General features: G+C 69.3%; 19 protein-coding genes and 1 pseudogene. 13 read left to right on the forward strand and 7 right to left on the reverse strand.

The annotated features are described in order from the left end of the window. The first annotated feature begins 135 nt into the window (after positions 1–135). Positions 136–2,502: a methyl-accepting chemotaxis protein gene (locus Tther_RS10235; RefSeq protein ID WP_143903549.1), complete on the forward strand. Its 2,367-nt coding sequence runs from the start codon at positions 136–138 to the stop codon at positions 2,500–2,502. A 129-nt stretch (positions 2,503–2,631) separates the two neighbouring features. Beyond that, positions 2,632–3,824: pseudogene (locus Tther_RS10240) on the forward strand (MFS transporter). Here the strand turns inward: Tther_RS10240 and Tther_RS10245 are convergent. Next, a complete protein-coding gene (locus tag Tther_RS10245) occupies positions 3,733–5,208 on the reverse strand; it encodes a chloride channel protein (RefSeq protein WP_143903551.1) in 1,476 nt (491 codons plus the stop codon). The pseudogene Tther_RS10240 and the gene Tther_RS10245 overlap by 92 nt on opposite strands. 94 nt (positions 5,209–5,302) lie before the next feature. Here Tther_RS10245 and ssb point away from each other — a divergent pair, with 94 nt between their 5' ends. The 5 genes from ssb to Tther_RS10270 all read left to right on the forward strand — a co-directional run bounded on the left by ssb (position 5,303) and on the right by Tther_RS10270 (position 10,382). Next, positions 5,303–5,794 (forward strand): single-stranded DNA-binding protein, encoded by a 492-nt coding sequence (gene ssb / locus Tther_RS10250; protein WP_143903553.1) that lies wholly within the window; start codon positions 5,303–5,305, stop codon positions 5,792–5,794. 471 nt (positions 5,795–6,265) lie between these two features. Next, positions 6,266–6,664 carry an ATP-binding protein gene (locus tag Tther_RS10255; protein ID WP_143903555.1) on the forward strand — a complete coding sequence of 133 codons (399 nt, stop codon included), beginning with the start codon at positions 6,266–6,268 and terminating at the stop codon, positions 6,662–6,664. 87 nt (positions 6,665–6,751) lie between these two features. Next, complete coding sequence (locus Tther_RS10260) at positions 6,752–6,961, forward strand: hypothetical protein (RefSeq protein ID WP_143903557.1); 210 nt, start codon at positions 6,752–6,754, stop codon at positions 6,959–6,961. A gap of 128 nt (positions 6,962–7,089) precedes the next feature. Then, entirely contained in the window at positions 7,090–8,982 is a 1,893-nt protein-coding gene (locus tag Tther_RS10265; protein WP_246099001.1) for a bifunctional metallophosphatase/5'-nucleotidase, read from the forward strand. Between the two features lie 245 nt (positions 8,983–9,227). After that, positions 9,228–10,382, forward strand: a complete 1,155-nt coding sequence (locus Tther_RS10270) for a glycerophosphodiester phosphodiesterase (RefSeq protein ID WP_143903583.1) — start codon at positions 9,228–9,230, stop codon at positions 10,380–10,382. A 3-nt stretch (positions 10,383–10,385) separates the two neighbouring features. On the opposite strand, the gene mnmA is transcribed toward Tther_RS10270, so the two are convergent. Continuing rightward, entirely contained in the window at positions 10,386–11,603 is a 1,218-nt protein-coding gene (mnmA, locus tag Tther_RS10275; protein WP_143903561.1) for a tRNA 2-thiouridine(34) synthase MnmA, read from the reverse strand. Between the two features lie 88 nt (positions 11,604–11,691). Between mnmA and Tther_RS10280 the strand changes: the two genes are divergently transcribed. Continuing rightward, positions 11,692–12,321 (forward strand): LysE family transporter, encoded by a 630-nt coding sequence (locus Tther_RS10280; protein ID WP_143903563.1) that lies wholly within the window; start codon positions 11,692–11,694, stop codon positions 12,319–12,321. An 8-nt stretch (positions 12,322–12,329) separates the two neighbouring features. Here the strand turns inward: Tther_RS10280 and Tther_RS10285 are convergent, their stop codons facing one another. Further along, entirely contained in the window at positions 12,330–13,610 is a 1,281-nt protein-coding gene (locus tag Tther_RS10285) for a glutamate-5-semialdehyde dehydrogenase (protein ID WP_143903565.1), read from the reverse strand. A 68-nt stretch (positions 13,611–13,678) separates the two neighbouring features. Further along, on the reverse strand, positions 13,679–14,155 hold the full coding sequence (locus Tther_RS10290) for a MarR family winged helix-turn-helix transcriptional regulator (RefSeq protein WP_143903567.1): 477 nt from the start codon (positions 14,153–14,155) through the stop codon (positions 13,679–13,681). 146 nt (positions 14,156–14,301) lie between these two features. Between Tther_RS10290 and Tther_RS10295 the strand changes: the two genes are divergently transcribed. Genes Tther_RS10295 through Tther_RS10310 form a run of 4 tightly spaced genes read left to right on the forward strand, consistent with a single transcriptional unit; the run spans position 14,302 to position 18,039 of the window. Continuing rightward, the gene (locus Tther_RS10295) at positions 14,302–15,507 is read left to right on the forward strand and encodes a 3-hydroxybenzoate 6-monooxygenase (protein WP_143903569.1); all 1,206 of its coding nucleotides are present in this window, start codon (positions 14,302–14,304) and stop codon (positions 15,505–15,507) included. A gap of 24 nt (positions 15,508–15,531) precedes the next feature. Then, entirely contained in the window at positions 15,532–16,647 is a 1,116-nt protein-coding gene (locus Tther_RS10300; protein ID WP_143903571.1) for a cupin domain-containing protein, read from the forward strand. 26 nt (positions 16,648–16,673) lie between these two features. Then, a complete protein-coding gene (locus Tther_RS10305) occupies positions 16,674–17,375 on the forward strand; it encodes a fumarylacetoacetate hydrolase family protein (RefSeq protein ID WP_143903573.1) in 702 nt (233 codons plus the stop codon). A 43-nt stretch (positions 17,376–17,418) separates the two neighbouring features. Then, a complete protein-coding gene (locus Tther_RS10310; protein WP_143903575.1) occupies positions 17,419–18,039 on the forward strand; it encodes a nucleotidyl cyclase domain-containing protein in 621 nt (206 codons plus the stop codon). A gap of 16 nt (positions 18,040–18,055) precedes the next feature. Here the strand turns inward: Tther_RS10310 and dacB are convergent, their stop codons facing one another. The 3 genes from dacB to Tther_RS10325 are packed head-to-tail and all read right to left on the reverse strand — an operon-like array spanning position 18,056 to position 21,225. After that, complete coding sequence (gene dacB / locus Tther_RS10315; RefSeq protein WP_143903577.1) at positions 18,056–19,522, reverse strand: D-alanyl-D-alanine carboxypeptidase/D-alanyl-D-alanine endopeptidase; 1,467 nt, start codon at positions 19,520–19,522, stop codon at positions 18,056–18,058. 10 nt (positions 19,523–19,532) lie between these two features. Next, entirely contained in the window at positions 19,533–20,699 is a 1,167-nt protein-coding gene (locus Tther_RS10320) for a S1C family serine protease (protein ID WP_342781772.1), read from the reverse strand. Beyond that, entirely contained in the window at positions 20,689–21,225 is a 537-nt protein-coding gene (locus Tther_RS10325; RefSeq protein ID WP_143903579.1) for a phosphate-starvation-inducible PsiE family protein, read from the reverse strand. Before Tther_RS10325 ends, Tther_RS10320 begins: the two co-directional genes overlap by 11 nt. Positions 21,226–21,359: 134 nt before the next feature. On the opposite strand from Tther_RS10325, the gene tsaB reads away from it, so the two are divergent. Next, positions 21,360–21,824 carry a tRNA (adenosine(37)-N6)-threonylcarbamoyltransferase complex dimerization subunit type 1 TsaB gene (gene tsaB, locus Tther_RS10330; protein ID WP_143903581.1) on the forward strand — a complete coding sequence of 155 codons (465 nt, stop codon included), beginning with the start codon at positions 21,360–21,362 and terminating at the stop codon, positions 21,822–21,824. Positions 21,825–21,877 lie beyond the last annotated feature (53 nt).

The following is a 21,877-nucleotide window of genomic DNA, read 5'->3' on the forward strand; positions in this document are numbered from 1 at the left end:
GATGTAGCTGAACATCGCCCCCTGGAAGTCTTGACTGCCTCTCATCGTGCTCGTCTGCGTTGTTCTCGGTTGGCCTCAGATCGTACCGCCCGACGCGGGGGGTGGCGAGGGATTTTTCAACGGCCTGTTAGGCCTATGCGAAAAGATGTGTTTTACCCGGCCGTGGCCGTGCTGCAGCGGGTTTCCATGCCCGTCAAGATGCTGGGCTTGGCGGCGGTGGTCGCCATCCCCCTGTTGATCGTCGCCTGGCTGCTCGTTGCCGACAATCTGCGCGCGCTGCAGACGACCCGCAGCGCCCAGGATGGCCTGCGCGTCATGCGCGCGGTGCAGACGCTGGCCCATGCGGTGCAGGACTGGCGCGACGCGGCCGACGCCGCGGACGGCGGCCTGGCGGCGGTGCGGCCCCAGGTCGAGCCGGCGCGCCAGCGGGCGGCCGCGGCCCTGGGTGAGGCCAACACCCTGTTGCAGGCCCATCCGGATTGGAACACCGCCGGCCTGTGGAACCCCGTGCGCGAGGCGCTGCAGGCCCTGTTCAACGATGGCAAGGCCACACCCTCGGCACGCCACGCCGATGCCACCCTACAGCTGCAGCGCCTGCAACGCCTGAGCACCTGGGTCGGCGATGCGTCCGGCGCCTTGCTCGATGCGGAGGCGGCGCAGACGCACCGGGCCCAGATCGCCTTCGAAGGCGTGCCGCCGGTGCGCGAGCTCACCAGCCAACTGCGCGGCCGCGCCAGCGCCATGCTGGCCCACCCGGACGCGATGACGGATGCGATCATCATCTCCAACATGGTGCGCCAAGCGGGCGCCACGGACCAGATTGCGGCGCTGCTGCCCGCCATGCACGAGCGGGTGGAGTCGCTGCAGCGCCGCGGCGCCCCCGTGCCCAAGGGCTGGAGCGCCTTTCGGATCACCACCGACGAGCTGATCCAAAGCACCGCCGCCCACCTCAAAACCGCGGCCATGACGGTGGGGACGGGCGACTTCTACGCCCTGGCCAGCCGGGCGATCGACGCGCAAGTGGCGCTGGAGACCGAACTGGCCGACACACTGGCCCAAGCCTGGGAGCAGCGCGCCGCCGCCATCCAGCGCGAGATTGCCTTCGTCGGCGCAGGCTGCGTCGTCGTGCTGCTGTTGCTCGGCTATGGTATGGTCGCGTTCTACCGTGCCACCGTGGGTGGGCTGCGGCATCTCAACCAGGCCATCGACAACGCCGCCGAGGGTGACCTCACCAGCGACGCCGTGCTGCCCGGCACCGACGAGATGGCCGACATGAGCCAGCGCATGCGCAACATGCTGCAGCACCTGTCGGAGTTGGTGGCGGACGTGCGCAGCGCCGCCGCCGTGCTGGGCCACGTCGGCCTGCAACTGGTGCAAGACAGCCAACAACTGGCCGACCGCACGCAATCGCAGGCCGCCAGCCTCGAGCAAGCCACCAGCAACGTGCGCGCGGTCGCCGAAACCGTGCAGACCAACGCCGACAACGCCGAAACCATCCGCCGCCTGACCGGGGACCTGAACCGCGAAACCGAGCGCGCCAGCGAGCTGATGCAGCACACCGTCGGCGGCCTGGGGTCGCTGCAGGCCACCTCGCAGCGCATGACCGAGATCATCGGCACCATCGACGGCATCGCCTTTCAGACCAACATCCTGGCGCTCAACGCCGCCGTGGAGGCCGCGCGCGCCGGCGAGGCGGGGCGCGGCTTTGCCGTGGTGGCCGCCGAGGTGCGGCGCCTGGCCCAGCGCAGCCAGGAGGCGGCCAACGAAGTGCGCCAACTCATCGCCGAGTCGGCCGAGCGCGTGCAGGGCACGGTCACCGAAATCCGCTCGGTCAACGAGGCCATGGATGCGCTGGTGCGCGGCATCCGCGACATTGACGCGCGCATCGGCGAGATGGCCGACGCCAGCCGCCAGCAAAGCACCGCGCTGGCCGAGGTGGTCGCCGCCGTGGGCGACCTCGACAAAGTCACCTACGAAAACTCGGCCATGGTGGAGCGCACCACGCACCGCGCCAACCGGCTCATGGAGCGCACGCGCGACCTCGACGAAGCCGTGCACCACATGAAACTGCGCCAGGGCACGGCGGATGAAGCCCACGAACTGGTGCAAAAGGCGCTCGCGCACATCCGCGCCGTGGGCTACGAACGCGCCGCCGAGGACTTCCACGACAAAAACGGCCCCTTCGTCGACCGTGACCTGTACCTGTTCGTGCTCGACGACGCTGGGACATACCGCGTCATGGGCTTGGACCGCGCCAAGGTCGGCACCAACGTGCGCGAAGCACCCGGCATCGACGCGGAGGCCTTTTTGGCCGATGTGCGCCACCGCGTCAACCAGGGCGGCGGCTGGGTGGAGTACAACATCGTCAACCCGGTCACGGGGCAGGTGCGCGCCAAATCCTCGTACGTGGTGCCGCTGGACAACGGCCTGGTGCTCGGCTGCGGCGCTTACCGCAGCGCCCTCAAAGCCGGGCACCAATTGGGCCAGGCGCAGCACGACTGATCCGCGCTTGCGGCACAATCGCGTCCGTGCCGATGGCCGGGGCGTTGACCCCGCCATCGGGCGCGGTTTTTTTGCGTGTTCATGTCTGCGCTCTTGGCCACCGACGCCCCCTCCGACGACCCTCACCGCATGTCCGCCGCCGAGCGACGCGCCAGCCTGGCGCTGGCCGGCGTGTTTGCGCTGCGCATGTTGGGCCTGTTTTTGGTGTTGCCGGTGTTTGCGCTCGAAGCCGCGCGCCTGCCCGGTGGCGACGATCCCGCCCGTGTCGGGTTGGCCATGGGCATCTATGGGCTTGCGCAAGCGCTGCTGCAAATCCCGTTCGGGCTGGCGTCGGACCGCTGGGGCCGCAAACGCGTCATCCTCGCGGGGCTGGCGGTCTTTGCCACCGGCAGCGCGCTGGCGGCGCTGGCCGACAGCCTCGCGGCCTTGACCCTGGGGCGGGCATTGCAGGGGCGGGCGCGGTGTCGGCGGCGGTCACGGCGCTGCTGGCCGACCTCACGCGCGAGACGGTGCGCACCAAAGCCATGGCGCTGGTGGGCATCAGCATCGCGGCCATGTTTGCGCTGTCGCTGCTGGCGGCGCCGCTGCTGGCGGCGTTGATCGGCCTGTCGGGGCTGTTCTGGCTCACCGGGGCGCTCACGCTCGCGGGCATGGCGGCCGTGGTCTGGGTGGTGCCGCCGGAGCCCCCCCGGCAACCCCAGCCCGTGCGCGCCAGCCTGGCAGACGCGTTGCGCCACGCCGATTTGCTGCGGCTGGACTTTGGCGTGTTCGCCCTGCACGCCGTGCAGATGGCCATGTGGGTTGCCGTGCCCGGCCTGTTGGTGGCTGCGGGCCTGCCCAAGGCGGCCCACTGGCAGATCTACCTGCCCGCGCTGCTGGCCTCGTTCGCGGTGATGGGGGGGGTGTTGTTCCGGCTCGAGCGACGCGGCCATCTGGCCGCGGTGCTGCGTGCGGCGGTGGCGCTGCTGCTGCTGGCCCAGCTTGGGCTGGGCTGGGCCGGTGCGCAGCACCAGGGCGTGCTGGCCCTGGGGGCATGGCTGGTGCTGTTTTTCCTGGGCTTCAACACGCTGGAGGCCAGCCAGCCCAGCCTGGTGTCGCGCCTGGCCCCCGCGCACGCGCGCGGTGCCGCGCTGGGGGTGTACAACACGCTGCAGTCGCTGGGCTTGTTTGCAGGCGGGGCGCTGGGCGGCTGGGTCATGCGCCAGGCCGGCACGGCTGGCGTCTTTGGCCTCAGCGCGGCGCTGTGTCTGCTGTGGTTGGCCCTGACGTGGACGCTGCGGGTGCCGGCGCCGGCCCCGCAGCCGCTGCCACGCTCGGCGTAGCCGCTGCCGGCGCTGGAGGTCGGGCATCTGGCGCGCAAGGCGCGGGGGTGGCCACCGCCCCGCGCAGCAGGTGGTGCGCCAGCACCGCGTACAGCGGCCGGCTGATCAGGCGCGACACGAGGCTGGCCACCATGGCCGACGCCATGAGCGTGAGCACCAACGCCCGCCCATCGATCATCTCCATCACGATGATGAACGCGGTCAACGGGGCTTGTGTGACCGCCGCCAAAAAACCGGCCATCCCCATCGCAATCAACACCGGGGTCAAGGCACTGCTGGCGCTGCCCGCGGTCAGTTGCGCAATGTCGTGCCCAATGCCGGCACCGATCGACAGCGCGGGCGCAAAAATCCCCCCCGGTACCCCGCACCAGGTGGTGATCCAGGTTGCCACGAATTTGAGCAAGGCGTAGAGCTGCATGACGTCCGACTCGCCCGCCAGCATGCGGCGCACCTCCTGCGCGCCAGCGCCAAAGGTGGCCCCGCCGCTGGCCAGCCCGATCACGGCCACCGCCAAGCCACCCAGCGCCGCAAACGCCACCGGGCGGCGCTGACGCCAGCGGCTGATGCGGTCAGGGGACCCGGTCAGCGACGCGATCAGCAGCCGCGCAAACACCCCGCCCGCCACGCCACAGGACACGGCCACCAGCAGGCCCGGCAGCAGGGCCGACGCATCCAGCCCCGGCACGCGTATCGCGCCAAAGTAGGTGTAGTTGCCAAAAGCCGACACCCCCATCAAGCCCGCGAGCACGATGGCAGCGATGATCAGGCCGCTGTTGCGTGCGTCCAGCTTGCGCGACAGCTCCTCGATGGCAAACACCACGCCGGCCAGCGGCGCATTGAACGCCGCCGCAATGCCCGCCGCACCGCCCGCCACCAGCAGCGCGTGTTCATTGAGCCCCTGGCCGCGGCGCAGCCAATGGCGCGCGTTGTGCATGACACCTGCGGCCACCTGCACCGACGGTCCCTCGCGCCCCAGCGACAGCCCGGCCAGCAGGCCCAGCGCCCCCAACAGCGTTTTGCCCACCGACAGCCGCAGCGACACCAGCCGGCCCCGCGCCGCTGGCGGCAGACCCGGCGCGAGCGCCGCCATCACCTGCGGAATGCCCGAGCCCGCCGCCCCTGGCACCCAGCGGCGCGTCATCCAGACGATCGCCGCGGTCAACGCCGGGGTCCACACCAGCACCAGCCAGGGGGCGGCGGCGTAGCCGCGCTGAAAATGCTCGAACGCCCACTCCGACAGCAGCGTAAAGCCCACCACCGCCAGACCCGCGAGCACGGCATACGCCAACACCACCGCGCGGTCGATCCAGCCGCGCAGGTCGGACAGTTCGTGCTGCAGATTGGCCAGAACGTCGGGGTCGCGCTCGTGTTCGTGCTCTTTCATGGTGATGGGGCATTGTGGCACGGTGCCGCGGCGCCGGTTTCGGGCACAATCGTCCAGACCCGTTTACCCCTGCCCACACACACGAGGAGTCCCCATGGCATCGGTCAACAAAGTCATCCTGGTCGGCAACTGCGGCCGCGACCCCGAAATCCGCTACCTGCCCTCGGGCCAGCCCGTGGCCAGCGTCAGCATCGCCACCTCCAGCCGGCGCAAGGACCGCAACTCCGGCGAAGTGGTCGAGAACACGCAGTGGCACCGTGTGACCTTCTACGACCGTTTGGCCGAAATCGCCGGCGAGTACCTGAAAAAAGGCCGCCCGGTCTATGTCGAGGGCCGCCTGAAGTACGGCAAATACACCGGACAGGACGGCGTCGAGCGCAACACGGTGGACATCATCGCCACCGAGCTGCAGCTGCTGGGCGCGCGCGAGGGCATGGGCAGCCCGTCGGATGAAGGCGGCTATGCCCCACGCGCAGCAGCGCCGGCCCCCGCCCGCGCGCCCGCGCCTGCCAGCCGCCCGGCCCCGCAAGCCGCTGCGCCCGCGGCCAGCGGCTTCGAGGACATGGACGACGACATTCCCTTCTAGACAATCGGAACCTTTGTAGGTGTTCCAGGCGCCCTTATGTCATGCAGCCTCTACGAGGACACATTGGTATCAAGTCGTTGAATGGACCACTGACGGCGGAACAATCCAACGGCTAGACAACGAAAATCCTTGACGGACAAAAATCGCCATACCGCCCCTTAAAAAACAAGCCCGCGTCGTCGCCATCCTCGACAAGTTCGAGGCCCTGGTGAACAACCTCACCGCGGCCTGCCGGCCGAGATCCAGGCACGGCAGTGCCAGTGCGCTCACTACCGCGACCGGCTGCTGAGCTTCAAGAAACGGGCCTGACTGGCCCTGCTCACGGTATTGAGTAAAAATACTCAATGTCATGAGCAGCGAAACCCCGCCCTTCCAGCTGCCGCAGGTGGCGGTGTTGACCGCGCGTCTGAAGGAGCCGCGCCGCTTCATCCAGGTGGTGGCTGGGCCGCGCCGCTTTTGATTGCCCAGGGTTTGACGGAGAGTCTGGCCGGGCGGTTCGAGACGATTGCCGTATCCCACTGGTCGCCCGCGGAGACGCGCTCGGCTTTCGGTTGGGGGCTGGACGAGTTCGTGTTCTACGGCGGGTTTCCGGGGGCCGCGCCGCTGATCGCCGAGCCGGCGCGCTGGTCGCGCTACATCCTGGACAGCCTGGTCGAGACCGCCATCGCGCGCGACGTGCTGCTGCTCACGCGCGTGGACAAGCCGGCGCTGCTGTGGCGGCTGTTCGAGCTGGCCTGCCGCTATTCCGGGCAGGTGCTGTCCTACACCAAGATGCTGGGGCAGCTGCGGGACGCCGGCAACACCACCACGCTGGCGCACTATCTGCAACTGCTGGCGGGAGCGGGCCTGGTGTGCGGCCTGCCCAAGTAGGCCGGGGACGTGGCGCGCAGCCGCGGCTCCAGCCCCAAGTTGCAGGTGCTCAATACCGCGTTGATGACGGCGGCCAGCGGCTAAAGCGTGCAGGAGGCGCGCGCGGACCGCGAGTTTTGCGGGTCGGCTGGTGGAATCGAGGTCCAAAGCGGGCGCGCGCCGCAGGCGCACCCGGGCACGGCGGCCTTTGCGCAAGCGTTCCAGCCTCAGCGCAGCCTGCTGGTGGGCGGCGATGGCATCGCGCTGGAAACGTTTTTGCTGCAGCCGGTGGCGCATTGGGTGACATGCGATGAGTGAAGCGACCAAGCCGTACCGTTACGAACCGATGGGGCTATCTCACGTGCTCGGGCCAGATCATTCACAGGGTTGTCATCTTCGGTTCGCACACTCTGCGCAGGAATTAGCCGCCTGTCGGAGAAGCTATCGTGCCTGCATCGAACGCCTTTGCCCCACAAGCACATCGTCTCGCAAGCCTGGCCCTTGCCTGCGCTGTCGGGCTTAACCTTGCCGCCTGCGGTGGCAGCGATGACCCGGACTTCAAGCCCATCGAGCTCAACATCGCGCACATCAACGACCACCACTCCAACCTCGAAGCCATCCCAAACTTCCAACTCAAGCTAGACGGGGTGGACACGCGGGTCGAGATCGGCGGCTTCGCGCGGCAAACGGCTCTGTTTAAAGAGGCCGCAAGCAAGCCCAACCTGCTCAAGCTGCACGCAGGTGATGCCATCACGGGCTCGCTGTACTACACCTTCTTCAAGGGCGAGGCTGACGCGAAGATGATGAACACCATCTGCTTCGACGCCGTTACCCTGGGCAACCACGAGTTCGACGACGGCGACGCCAGCGCGGCCGCCTTCATCGACATGCTTACCAAGGGTGGCTGCCCCACGCCCACGGCGGTCATCTCGGCCAATATCGTGCCCAAGGTCGGCACGCCGCTGCTGCCCACGGCCGACAAGCCCGCCTTCAGGCCCTACACGATCAAGAAGGTCGACGGCGTGGACGTGGCTATCGTCGGCGTGGCCACCGACCAGAAGACCAAACAGTCCTCGCGCCCGCTGGAGAGCACCCAGTTCCTGGAGCCGGTGGCCGCCACGCAGAAAGCCATCGACGAGGTGCGCGCCCTGGGCGTGCGCCATGTGGTGCTGCTCAGCCACCTCGGCTACGACAAGGACAAGGCACTGGCCGCCCAGCTCACCGACGTGGACGTGATCATCGGCGGTGACTCGCACACGCTGCTCGGCGACTTCAAGGCCCAGGGCGTCGAGAGCGCCGGCGCCTACCCCACGGTGGTGAAGAACAAGGACGGCGACACGGTCTGCATCGGTCAGGCCTGGGAATACGCCAAGGCCTTCGGGCTGATGAACGTCAAGTTCGACGACCGTGGCCGCGTCACCGCGTGCGGCGGCCAGGCCAGCCTGGTGATCGGCGACAACTACCTGCGCCTGGGCAGCGACGGCAAGACCTGGGCCGCGCTGGCTGACGCCGAACGCGCGGCGCTCACGGCCAGGCTGGCGGGGCAAAGCGCCGTCAAGGTCGTCGCGCCCGATGCCGGCGCCACCCAGGTGCTCGACGGCTACAAGGGCAAGGTGACCGAGGCCAAGGCCCAGGTCATCGGTAGCGCCACGCAAGACCTTTGCCTGGTGCGCGTGCCCGGCGACACCAAGGACAACCGCGCTGGCGGCATCGCATCCTGCGAGCAGGCCAACACCCTGGCGCGCGGCAGCGACATCTCGCAGGTCGTGGCCGAGGCTTTCCTCTACCAGGCCAAGCGTGCCGATTTCGCGCTGCAAAACGCAGGCGGCGTGCGCATCTCGGTGCCGGCCGGGCCGGTGACGATGAATACCGCGTTCACGCTGCTGCCATTCAACAACGTGATCGTCGAGTTCGAGCTCACCGGCGCGCAGGTCGTCGCCGCGCTCGAAGACGGCATCTCGGCGGTGGTCGATGGTGGCAGCACCGGCCCCTATCCCTACGCCGCCGGCCTGCGCTGGGACGTGGACATGAGCCGCCCGAAGGGCCAGCGCCTGTCCAACGTGCAGGTGCGCAACAAGGCCACCGGCGCTTGGAGCGCCATCGACCCCGCGCGCACCTACGTGCTCGCCACCAACGACTTCGTCGCCGCCGGCGGAGACGGCTACGCCACCCTGGCCACCCTCTACAAGGCTGGCAAGTACGTCAACACCTACCTGCTCTACACGCAGAGCTTCGTCGACTACGTCAAGGCCAAGGGCAGCATCAGCCGCCCCGCGCGCAGCGAGTACTCGAACCAGACCGTCATCACCAAGGACGGCGTAAGGCTGCCCAATGACTGATGGGGCTTACCCGCCAAACTTGCTGAACCTGGCGTCGAGCTTCTCGAAGTCGGTGGTGCGCCGCACTGGCAGGGGCTTGACCGTGATGAACGTCCGGAAAGCGACACGTTCGTGCACCCTGACACTTGCGCCCACTGGCGTAGGAGGCGTTCGTCAAACTGCCGTCACACGCGCCCTCCATCATGGTCAGCTCGCGTGAGGGACGAACCATGACGCAAAAGCCAACCGCAACAGTAGGAGGGAATATGAAGAATGCGATTTTGGGGCGCTGCTGGCTGGGAGCGGTCGCCGTGGCCATTGGAGTGAGTGCGTGTGGAGGGGGCGACGAGCCCCTCTACCGAACGCTGGATGGAAAGGCGCCGATCGTGATCGGCCACCGCGGCGCCTCTGGAGAGTTACCGGAACATACGCTGGAAAGCTACGCCCGCGCGATCGAGCAAGGTGCCCATTGCATTGAGCCTGACCTTGTCATGACCAAGGATGGCCACTTGATCGCTCGCCATGAGCCAATGCTGGATGACACAACGGATGTGGCACAAAAATTTCCAGCCTCTCGCCAGAGGACGATGAATCTCGATGGCGTTTCGGTCACGGCTTATTTCGCAAGCGACTTCACTCTGGCCGAAATCAAAACGCTGCGAGCCAAACAACCAAGGGCTGCACGACCTCAACAATTTAACGGTCTTTACGAGATTCCAACAATCGAAGAAATCATTGCACTTGCCAAACAAGAAGGTGCCCGCCGTGGACGCTCGATCTGCATTTATCCCGAGCTGAAGCACTCCACATTTCATGCGCAAGAGGCTGGGTTTGGGACAAATGTCTTCGAGAACAAATTGCTCTCCATACTGCACAATGCCTACGGCAACAGCAAATCGGCCCCGGTCTTTATTCAGTCTTTCGAGGTTAGCAATCTGCAGTATCTCCGGGGAAAGACTCAAATAAAACTCGTGCAACTCATCGATGCCGACGACGTCAACGATGACGGAAGCCTCAAGTTGTCCGCCCCTTATCACAAGCCTTATGACTTTGTGGTAAAGGGCGACCCACGAACTTTTGCCGATTTGCTCAAACCCGAGGGTTTGGCCTTCATCAAAACCTATGCGGATGGCGTAGGCCCTTGGAAACCATACTTGGTACGCACTGTGGCCGACGGGGTGGATCGCAATCGTGACGGCAAAATTACGATCAACGATCGCCGCGTCGACGGCAGCACAGGGGTCATTGAAGCCGCCCACGCCAAAGGACTTTTTGTCCACACCTGGACATTCCGAAACGATGCCAGCGGATACGGTTTCAGCGACCCCAAAGGCGAAATGCAATACTACATGCGTCTCGGTGTCGACGGGGTTTTCACCGATTTTCCGGCGACCGGGATCGAAGCCGTCCGCGGCTTGTAAAGCTCACGCGGTGTCGGCGGCACTGGCCACATGGCCAGACCGGCGAATCTGCCGCCGATAAGCATTGCGGGCCGCAGGCCAAGCCGCCAGCGCCGGCAACGGCCGCTCGGTGGCGGTGGCGCTGTGGATCACCCCGCCGCCCAGGCAGACCTCGCCGTCGTACAGCACGGCGCTTTGGCCCGGCGTGACGGCCCACTGCGGCGCATCGAACCGCAGCGCAAAGCCCTGCGGTGTCAGCGCCAGCGTGCACGCGGCGTCGGACTGGCGGTAGCGCGTCTTGGCGGCGTAGCGCCCAGGAGCGGGCGGCACGCCGGCAATCCAGCTCACGTCCTCGGCCCACAGCTGGGGCGACAGCAGCCAGGGGTGGTCGTGTCCTTGCACCACCCACAGGGCGTTGTGCGCCGGGTCCTTGCGGGCGACGAACCACGGCGCGTGCTCGCCGGCTGCGCGCCCCGCATCGCCCCCTTTGATGCCGCCGATGCCCAGGCCCTGGCGCTGACCCAAGGTGTAGAAGCTCAGGCCCACATGGCGGCCGATTTCGCGCCCGTGTTCATCCACGATCGGGCCGGGCGTGCCGTGAAGGTAGCGCTGCAAAAAGGCGCGAAACGGCCGCTCGCCGATGAAGCAGATCCCGGTGGAGTCCTTCTTTTTGGCGTTGGGCAGGCCAATCTGGGCGGCGATGCGCCGCACCTCGGTCTTGTGCAGCTCGCCCACGGGGAACAGCGTCTTGCTCAGCTGCGCCTGGTTGAGCCGGTGCAAAAAGTAGCTTTGGTCCTTGCCCGGGTCGCGCCCCTTGAGCAGCTCGTGCCGGCCGGTGGCGGGGTTGAAGCGCACGCGCGCGTAGTGGCCCGTGGCGATCTTGTCGGCCCCCAGCCGCATGGCGTGGTCGAGGAAGGCCTTGAACTTGATTTCGGCGTTGCACAGGATGTCCGGATTCGGGGTGCGCCCGGCCTCGTGTTCGCGCAAAAATTCGGCGAAGACGCGGTCCTTGTATTCGGCTGCGAAGTTGACGTGCTCGACGTCGATGCCGATGACATCGGCGACACTGGCGGCGTCGAGCCAGTCCTGCCGGCTGGAGCAGTATTCGCTGTCGTCGTCATCCTCCCAGTTCTTCATGAAGATGCCGACGACCTCGTAGCCCTGCTGCTTGAGCAGCCAGGCGCTGACGGCGGAGTCCACCCCACCGGAGAGTCCCACGACGACGCGTTGCTGTTTGGCCATGGGCGCATTATCCCCGGGCGGCGGCCCGGTTGCGGGCCCCCTACCGCGGGCACAATACCGGGTTGGCTCCACACCTCCCCACCGCATCATGGAACTGTCCACTTGGCTGGCGCTCTTTGCCGCATCCTGGGCCATCAGCCTGTCGCCGGGCGCCGGCGCGGTGGCGGCGATGAGCGCCGGGCTCAACCACGGCTTTCGGCGCGGCTACCTGACCACGATCGGCCTGGTGGCCGGCATTTGGACGCAGCTGGTGGTGGTCGGGGCGGGACTGGGCGCGCTGGTGGCCGCGTCGGGCACCGCGTTCCTGGTGGTCAAATGGGCCGGGGTGGCCTACCTGGTGTGGCTTGGCATCCAGCAGTGGCGCGCGCCGGCCCGCCCACTGGCCGCGCCGGGGGCCGGGGTGCCGCGGCTGCGCGCGCGCGACGCCATCTTGCGCGGCTGGATGGTCAATGCGGTCAACCCCAAAGGCACGGTGTTTTTGCTGGCGGTGGTGCCGCAGTTTCTGGACCCCAGCGCGCCGCTGTTGATGCAGTACGTGATCGTGGGCCTGACGCTGGGCTTTACCGACCTGGTGGTCATGGGCGGCTACACGGCGCTGGCGGCGCGGCTGCTGGCCTCGCTCAAGTCGCCCGCGCACATGCGGGCGCTCAACCGGGTGTTCGGCTCGCTGTTCGTGGCGGCGGGGGCGTTGTTGGCGGTGTTCAAGCGCGGGGCGTGAGCAGCAGCTTAGCTGCGCACCTCGCCTTCGCCCAGCACCACGTACTTGAGTGAGGTCAACCCGGCCACGCCCACGGGCCCACGGGCATGGAACTTGTCGGTGGAAATGCCGATTTCCGCGCCCAGCCCGTATTCGAAGCCATCGGCAAAGCGCGTGCTGGTGTTGACCATGACGCTGCTGGAGTCCACCTCGCGCAAAAAGCGCTGCGCGTGCCGGTGGTCGGTGGTCAGGATGGCGTCGGTGTGGTGGCTGCCATAGCGGTTGATCCAGGCGATGGCCTCTTCCAGCCCCGCCACCACCTTGATGCTGATGATGGGGGCGAGGTACTCCTCGCTCCAGTCGGCTTCGGTGGCCGGCCGCACCGTGGCGCCGGGCACCGCGGCCAGCAGCGCCTGGGCCTCGGGGCAGCAGCGCATCTCCACCCCCTTGGCGGCAAACACCGCGCCGATGCGCGGCAAAAACGCCGCGGCCACGCCGCGCGCCACGAGCAGGCTCTCGGTGGCGTTGCATGGGCTGTATTTTTGTGTCTTGGCGTTGTCGGTGACGCGCACCGCCAGCTCCAGATCGCACGGGTCGTCCACATAGGTGTGGCAGTTGCCATCCAGGTGCTTGATGACGGGCACCTTGGCTTCGCGGCTGATGCGCTCGATCAGCCCCTTGCCGCCGCGCGGGATGATGACGTCGACGTACTCGGGCATGGCGATGAGGCGGCCCACCGCCTCGCGGTCGGTGGTGGGGACGAGCTGCACCGCCTCGCGCGGCAAGCCGGCTTCGGCCAGCGCCTGCTGCACCAGGGCCGCCAGCGCACGGTTGGAGGCGATGGCCTCGGAGCCGCCGCGCAGGATGCAGGCGTTGCCGCTTTTGATCGATAAGCTGGCCGCCTCGATGGTGACGTTGGGGCGGCTCTCGTAAATCATGCCAAAGACGCCGATCGGCACGCGCATTTGGCCCACGCGAATGCCGCTGGGCTGCTGCTGCAAGCCGATGATCTCGCCGATGATGTCGGGCATGGCGGCCAGCTGCTCGCAACCCTGGGCGCAGGTTTCGATGACTTTGGGCGTCAGGCGCAGCCGGTCGACCATGGGGGCGCTCAAGCCCGCCTGCTGTGCGCGCGCCACGTCCTCGGCGTTGGCCTGCTGCAGCGCATCGGTCTGCGCGCGCAAGCGCGCCGCCAGCGCGCGCAAAGCGGCATTTTTGGCCGCGGCGCTAGCGCGCGCCATCTCGAAGGCCGCCGCGCGCGCCTGGCGGCCCAGGGTGGTCATCAGCTCGTTGACGTCGGGGGTGCTCATGCCCCGCATTGTCGCATCGACGGGCGCGCGCGGCGCAGGCCACGCCACGGCCTGGCACGGGCGCCGGTTCAGTCGGGCTGCGGGGACGCGCCCGCCGGGGCGCGGCTCAGCGCGTTGTTCTCCTGCACCAGGCGCTGCAGCAGGTGCATGAACTGCGCACGCTCGGCGTCGTTGAGCGGCTGCAGGATGCGCACCTGCGCGCGCTGCATGGCCGGCACCACCGCCTGCAGCAGCGCCTGCCCCTGCGGCGTGAGCTGCAGGCGGCGCACCCGGCGGTCGGCCGGGTCCGGGGTGCGGTGCAGCCAGCCGCGCGCTTGCAGCCGCTCCACCACCCCGGCGGTGGTGGAGGTGTCCAGGGCGATGCAGCGGGCCAGCGTGCGCTGGTCAAGGCCGGGCTGGTTGTGCACCGCCTGCAGGGCCGCGTACTGCACAGGCGTGATGCCGTGCGCCGCCGTCTCCTGCAAAAAAATGCCGACCGCGATCTGGTGCAGGCGGCGAATCACATGACCGGGCTGGGCATTGAGGTCGACCGTAGACAGGGCCATGCCGCGATTGTCCCGGTTTGGCACAGCCTTCCGGTAACCCTGGGGTAAACCCTAGGGGCAGGGCGTGGTTTTGTGGCTACACTAATCGTCAGCATACTGATCATTTGCCGGGCCCCGTTGTGGAGCCCGCCCAGGAGTCTCGAACCATGCACCTATCCTCGACAGACACCCCCGTCTTGGTGGTGGGCGGCGGCATTGGCGGCCTGGCCGCGGCGCTGGCGCTGGCCCGGCTCGGCTACCGCGTGCAGGTCTTTGAGCAGGCGGCGCAGATGGGGGAAATCGGCGCGGGCATCCAGCTCGGGCCCAATGCGTTTTCGGCGCTGGACGCGCTGGGCGTGGGCGAGCGCGCCCGCGCGCGGGCGGTCTACATCGACGAGCTGGTCATGCACGATGCGGTGGACGCCTCGCTGGTGGGGCGGGTGCCCACGGGGGAGGCCTTCCGGGCGCGTTTTGGCAACCCCTACGCGGTCATCCACCGGGTGGACGTGCACACCTCGCTGCTGGAAGGGGTGCAGGCCAGCGACCGCGTGAGCTTTCACACCGATACGCGCATCGTCCATGTGGCGCAGGACGGGGCGGGCGTGACCGCGCAGGACCAGCATGGCCGCCAGTGGCGCGGCCAGGCGCTCATTGGCGCCGACGGCGTGCGCTCGGTGGTGCGCGCGCAGTTCGTCGGCGACCCGGCGCGCGTCACGGGCCATGTGGTCTACCGCGCGGTGGTGGAGGCGGCCGAGTTCCCCGATGAGCTCAAGTGGAACGCCGCCGGCCTGTGGGCAGGGCCGCATTGCCACCTGGTGCACTACCCGCTGCGCGGCGGCGCGCAGTACAACGTGGTCGTCACCTTTCACAGCCGCCAACCGGAGGAGTGGGGCGTCACCGAGGGCAGCAAGGAGGAGGTGCAAAGCTATTTCCAAGACATCCACCCGCTGCCGCGCCGGCTCATCGACCTGCCCAAGAGCTGGAAGCGGTGGGCCACGGCCGACCGTGACCCCATTGAGCGCTGGAGCTTTGGCCGGGTGACGCTGCTGGGCGACGCGGCGCACCCGACCACGCAATACATGGCCCAGGGTGCCTGCATGGCGATGGAAGACGCCGTCACCCTGGGCGAGGCCCTGCGCGTGCACGGCGGCGACTGGACGCGCGCGCTGGACCTGTATCAACGCTCGCGCGTGGCGCGCACGGCTCGCATCGTGCTCTCCAGCCGGGAAATGGGGCGCCTCTACCACGCCAAGGGGGTGGAGCGGCTGGTGCGCAACGACCTCTGGCGCGGGCGCACGCCCGAGCGTTTTTACGATGCGCTGGAATGGCTCTACGGCTGGACCGTGGACACCTGCCTGGCCACCCCCCACTGACGCCCTGCGACGAGGAGCCTTGCCATGCACGACCTGGGAACCCTGGACGAGCTGCCCGCCGATTACCGGCAGGCGCTGCGCGCGCACAACCTGGTGCCGCTGTGGCCCAGCCTGCGTGCGCTGCTGCCGCCGCAGCGGCCCGCCCAGCGCACCCGCCCCACGCATTGGGCCTATCGCGACATCCGCCCATTGCTGCTGCGCGCCGGTGAGCTGACCCCCATCGAAAAGGCCGAACGCCGCGTGCTGGTGTTGGCCAACCCCGGCCATGGGCTGGAGGCGATGCAGGCCAGCGCCGCCATCTACCTGGGCATGCAGCTGCTGCTGCCGGGTGAGTGGGCGCCCAGCCACCGCCACACGCCCAACGCGGTGCGCATGGTGGTCGAAGGCACCGGGGCCTGGACCACCGTCGAGGGCGAGCGCTGCCCGATGGAGCGCGGCGACCTGATCCTGACCCCCACCGGTCTGTGGCACGAACACGGCCACGACGGCACCGACCCCGTGGTGTGGCTGGACGTGCTGGACCTGCCGCTGGTGTACTACCTGGAGGCCAGCTACCACGAGGCCGGCACCCGCCAGACGCCGCACGAGCGGCACGGCGAGCGCTCGCACGTGCGCGCCGGCATCAGCCCGCGTCCGCTGTTCGAGGCGCCCACGGGGCACGCCGCGCGCTACCCCCTGCTGCGCTACCCCTGGCGGGACGTGCGGGCGGCGCTGCTGGCGCTGGCGACCGATCAGCCCGCGCTGCCGGCGGTGCAGGTGAGCTACCTCAACCCGGAAAGCGGCGCGGACGCCGAACAGATTCTGGGCTTTCACGCCCTGATGCTGCGCCCGGGGCAAACGCTGGCGCTGCCGGCGCGCTCGCCCGCCCTTGTGCTGCACGTGATCGAAGGCGGCTGCAACGTCGAAGTGCAGGCAGCGCCCGGGGCCGCGCACGCCGAAAGCGCCCATGCGCTGGACACGGCCGACACCTGCGCCATCCCCGGCTACACGCCGGTGATGTTGATCAACCGTTCGCGCAGCGAACCGGCCTTCATCTTCCTGGCCGACGAAAGCCCGCTGCACCGCAAGCTGGGGCTGTACGAGGTGCGCCCCGACCCGGCGCGCCCCGAACTCGACGCCCTCGCCCGCGGCGGACAATAACGACCACCGCTTTTGACCTCCGACCCATGACCACCTACCTCTGGACCCCACCCGCCCCCGCGTCGCTGGCCGTGCAGGGCAGCGACGCCCGTTTGCCGGTGCACCGGCTGTTCTTCGTCGGCCGCAATTACCACGCGCACGCGCAGGAGATGGGCGTGACCATCGACAAAGCGAGCGCGCGGCCGTTTTACTTCACCAAATCGCCCGTGCACCTGCTCGACAGCGGCCAGGTGCTGCCCTACCCGCCCGAGACGCACAACTTTCACTACGAGATGGAGCTGGTGGCGGTGCTCGGGCAGGGCGGCTTTCGCGTGCCCGCCGAACGGGCGCACGGGCTGATCTATGGCTACGCCGCCGGGCTGGACATGACCCGGCGCGACGTGCAACTGCGCCTGCGCGACAAAGGCCACCCCTGGTGCCTGGGCAAGGACGTGGAGGGCTCCGCCGTCTGTGGCGCGGTGCGGCCGCTGCCGGGCACGGTCTTGGAGCAGGGGGAGATCGTCCTGGAGGTCAACGGCACGGTGCGCCAGCGCGCCGACCTAAGCCAGCTGATCTGGAGCCTGCGCGAGCTCATCGCCGATTTGTCGCAGTTCTACCACCTGCAACCGGGCGACGTCATCTACACCGGCACACCGGAAGGCGTGGGCCCGGTGCAGCCCGGCGACCGCCTGCTCGGCCGCGTGGCGGGCGTGGGCGAGGTCAGCCTGACCATCGGCGCGGCAGCCTGAGCGCTGGTGCGGCGGCGCGCACCGACCGGCTACGATACGGGGCATGTCGCCGCCCCTCCTCGCTTGGATCGTGACGCTCGCGCTCGCGGGGGGCGCGGGGTTTGCCCTTGGTGCCTGGTGGGCACGCCGGTCCCGCCAGCAGCCTAGGGCCGACGTGCCGCTGCGCGAGGGCGACACCCGCCTGCCCAACCGGGCGGCGGCGCTGGACCAGCTGCCGCGCGCGCTGTCGCTGGCCGAGCGGCGTGGTCTGACAGTCACCTTGCTGTGGATCGTCGTGGACCAACCCAGCGCCCGCCACGACGCGCAGCAGCGCGCCGACCTCGACCTGGCGCACCGGCTGTTGCCGCGCCTGCGCACGCACGAGATGCTGACGCACTGGGGGCCGGGGCAATTCTTGCTGCTGCTGCCCGATGCCGACGTGCCCAGCGCCCTGGTGCTGGCCAGCGACCTGCGCCAACTGGCCGGCGCCGTACCCCCGGAAGGCGCGGCCGATGCCCCAGCCGCCGCCGTGGCCGCGACCTCGATCAGCATCGGCGTGCACGGCCGACGCCCCCACGGCGCGCAGGATTGGCGCGAACTCGCCGCCGAAATGGTCATCGCCGTTCAGCGCGTGCTCGAAATCACGGTCGCCAACGGGCCGGGCCGCATCGAAATCGAACCGTAAACGCACGCCGCGCGGTTCACGGCAGCGCGGCGGCCCACTGCACCAAGGCATCGAGCGCCGGGCGGGCGGCGCGTGCCTGCGGGTGGTTGACGATGGCCACGAGCACACGCCGGCGCCCCTGCGGACCATGCACGTAGCCCGCCAGCGCCTGCACATCGGCCAGGCTGCCGGTTTTGAGGTGCGCCACGCCCCGCCCCATGGGGCTGCGGCGCAGCGTGCCATCGACCCCCGCCAACGGCAGCGACGCCATCAGCTCGGGCATCCACGGGCTGGCGTAGGCCCATTGCAGCAGCCGCGCCAGCGCGGCGGCGGTGATGCGCGCGTCGCGGCTGAGGCCCGCGCCATTGTCGATCGCGGGCGGCGCGACATCGGGCCCCAAGCGCGCCGCCCACCAGGCGCGCACCGCGGCGCGCGCGGCGTCGAAGGTCGCCACCGCCGCGCCGTTGCCCGCCCCGTCGTAGGGTCCGGGGTTGGCCCGCGCCAGCGTCAGGAACAGCTGCTGCGCCATGACGTTGTTGCTGAACTTGTTGACATCGCGCACCACCTCCGCCAGCGGCACGGACTCGAACAGCAGGCGCGGGGCCAGCCCCGGCGGCACTGTGCCGTCGCGCACGCGCCCGCCCACGCTGCCGCCCAGCTGCGCCCACAGGCCGGCCACGGCACGCGCGGCCAGCCGCTCGGGCTCCGGGTGGGCCAGCGGCCAGGTGCGCTCGCCGCACGCGGTGGGGTAGCGCCCCGCCAGGCGGGGCCGCCGGGGGTCGGACCAATCGGCCTGCAAGGCGGCGCGCCAGTCGTGGCAGGGGCCATCGGCCAACGGCACGGTCTCGGGCACGGTCACCTCGGCCAGCGGTGGCTCCAGCGCCACCCGGGCCACGCCCGCGGCCTCATCGGGCACGAAGATCAGCACCTGGACGCGGAAATGGATCAACAGCGCATCCGGGGCGGCGTTGTACGGCCGCAACGGCTCGCCGTCGAAAGCGCCCGGGTCGTGCGCCGGCAGCGCAAAGGCGCTGCGGTCGAGCACGATGTCGCCCGCCACGTGGCGTATGCCCAGCCCCTGCACGCGCCGCAACAGCAGCCACAACCGCTCGGTCACCAGTTTGGGGTCGCCGTCGCCACGCAGGTACAGCGAACCGGCCAGCACGCCGTCGCGCACCGGCCCATCGGTGTAGACGCCGGTGCGCCAGGTGTAGGCGGGGCCCAACAGGTCCAACGCCGCCGTCGTGGTCACCAACTTCATCACCGACGCGGGGTTGACCGGCACGTCGGCCCGGTGCGCCAGGTGCACCAGCCCGCCCGGGGCGGCGTCGGCCACGACCACCGCCAACGCCGTCGCGGGCACCCCCGCGCGCGCCAACGCCTGTTGCACGGGCGGCGGCAGGGCCGGGTTGGCACGCCCCACGGTGGCGCTGGCGCCCAGCGCCAGCAGCGCGATCAAGCGCCAGGCGCGGCTGACGCTCGCACGCAGGGTCGCGCTGGCCATGGGGCGCCCCTCACACCCCCGGCTGCAGGGTGAGGTCGAGCTCGCGCGAAGCCTCCCCGCGGCGCACGCGCAGGCGCACCGTGTCGCCAACCTGAAAATCGTCCAGGCGCGCCAGCAACTGCGCCACGCTCTCCACGGGCTGGCCTTGCACCGCGGTGATGACGTCCCCCGGCTCCAGCCCCTGCGGCCCCAGGCGCACCGCCTGCAAGCCGGCCTTGTCGGCCGCGCCCCCCGGTTGCACGCGCAGCACGTACACCCCGGCTACCCCGGTGGCCTGGGCCAGGCGCTGGTTGAGCGTTTCATCCACCTCGATGCCCAGCGCCGGGCGCACGTAGCGGCCGCGCTCGATGAGCTGGGGCACCACGCGCCGGACCGTGTCCACCGGCACGGCAAACCCGATGCCCGCCGACGCCCCCGAGGGGCTGTAGATGGCGGTGTTGATGCCGATGAGGCGGCCGGCCGAATCCAGCAGCGGCCCGCCGGAGTTGCCGGGGTTGATCGCCGCGTCGGTTTGGATGAGGTGCTGGATCGGCGGCTTGCCCGCGCCGCCGTCGAGCGTGCGGTCCAGCGCCGAGACGATGCCGGTGGTCAGCGTCCAGTCCAGCCCAAAGGGGTTGCCGATGGCAAACACCTTTTGCCCCACCTTGAGGTCGTGGCTGGTGCCGATGGGCACCGGCGGCGGGCGCTTGAAGCCCACGCCGATGCGCAACACCGCAATGTCGTGCGCGGGCGACGCCCCCACCAGGGCGGCGCGGTAGTCGCGCCCGTCGGCCAAGCGCACCGTCGCCGACGACGCACCCTCGATGACGTGGAAATTGGTGACCACGTGGCCGGCATCATCCCAGATGAAGCCGGAGCCATTGCCGCGCGGCACCTCCCAGACGTTGCGCGTCCAGGCGTCGCGCACCACCTGGGCGGTGGAGATGAACACCACCGAGTCGCGCGCCTTTTCGAACAGCTCGATGGTGGCCTGCTCGTCGGCGGCCAGATCGCCGCGCGGGGTGACGGTGCGCTCGGCGGCAGGTGCCGTCGGCGCCGGCGCCAGCCAGCGCTCCAGCGCCGGCAGCGCGCGCCACAGCACCATCAGCAGCGCCACGAGCAGCGCCAGCCACACCAGCCGGCGCACGACGGGGTCGCCGCGGCGGGCGGCAACCGTGGGCCAAGGGTCAGGACGCATGGTGCCCTCCCGCGTGCCGTTGGGCGGCCGCTGCCGCGCGCTCGGCATCCAGCGCGCGCTGATCGCGCTCGCGCATCAACCAATACACAATGCCCAGCGCCAGCACCGCCCCGGACAGCGCCGCCACCTTGGCGGGCGAGGTCTCCGGGTCCAGGATGACGAACTTGCGCGACAGCGCCAGCAGCGCAATCAACACCACCGTCTTGACCTGCACGATGCTGTCGTGGCCCATGACCACGCGCACGATGGAGTGCTTGAACTCCATCGCAATCAGCACCGTCATGATCATGCCAAAGACGGTCTGAAAGATCGCATGATCCAGCGGGTTGAAGGCGTCGATCACCAGCAGCGTGAACACCACGCGGATGAGCTGCACCATCGAGGTGACGACGATGACCGCGATCACGGCCGACAGTACGAGGGCGACGATTTGCTCGAAGCGCTCGTACAGCGTCATCATCGGCCAGCGCTCGCGCAGGGTCGGCACGGGGTGGGCGTGCGGTTCGGGTAAAGGCGGGGTGGACATGGCTCCTCCTCGGACGGTGCGCGCGCCGGTCGCGGCCACCGGCGCTGGTGGTGCTAGTCTAGCAAGCGGTGCCGGGGCGGCAGCGCGTTGCGTGAGCGTTCGGGCCGCGGCCGGCACTGGGGATAATCGCGTCCATGCCTGACACCGCTGCCCCGCTGCCTCCGCACCCTGGCCTGCACCGCTGGCTGGCGCTGGACACCAGCACCACCACCCTGAGCGTGGCCGTGGGCGCAGCCGGCGCGCCCGAGCCGCTGGCGTGGCACGAAGGCGAGGCAGGCGCGCAGGCCTCGCGCACCCTGCTGCCCGTTGCGCTCGGACTGCTCGAGCGGGTCGGCTGGTCGGTGGCGGACCTGGACGGCATCGTGTTTGGGTGCGGGCCGGGTTCGTTCACCGGTTTGCGCACCGCCTGCGCCGTGGTGCAGGGGTTGGCGGTGGCCGCGCGCCCGGGCGGCATCCCGGTGTTGCCGCTGCCAACGCTGCTGGCCGTTGCCGAAGCCGCGCGTGCCCACCATGCCCCGGGGGCCGCGGCGCTGCCAACTACTCGGCCGGCCTTAGTCAGTTCGGTGCCGGGCTGGCCGGGGCGCGTACCAGCGACATGATCATGTACACCTCGCCCAACATGAATGGCTTCGTGGTCCAGTTTGGTCACCGC

Origin of the sequence: Tepidimonas thermarum (assembly GCF_007556705.1) — a bacterium.
In the GTDB taxonomy this organism is placed as follows: Bacteria; Pseudomonadota; Gammaproteobacteria; order Burkholderiales; family Burkholderiaceae_C; genus Tepidimonas; species Tepidimonas thermarum.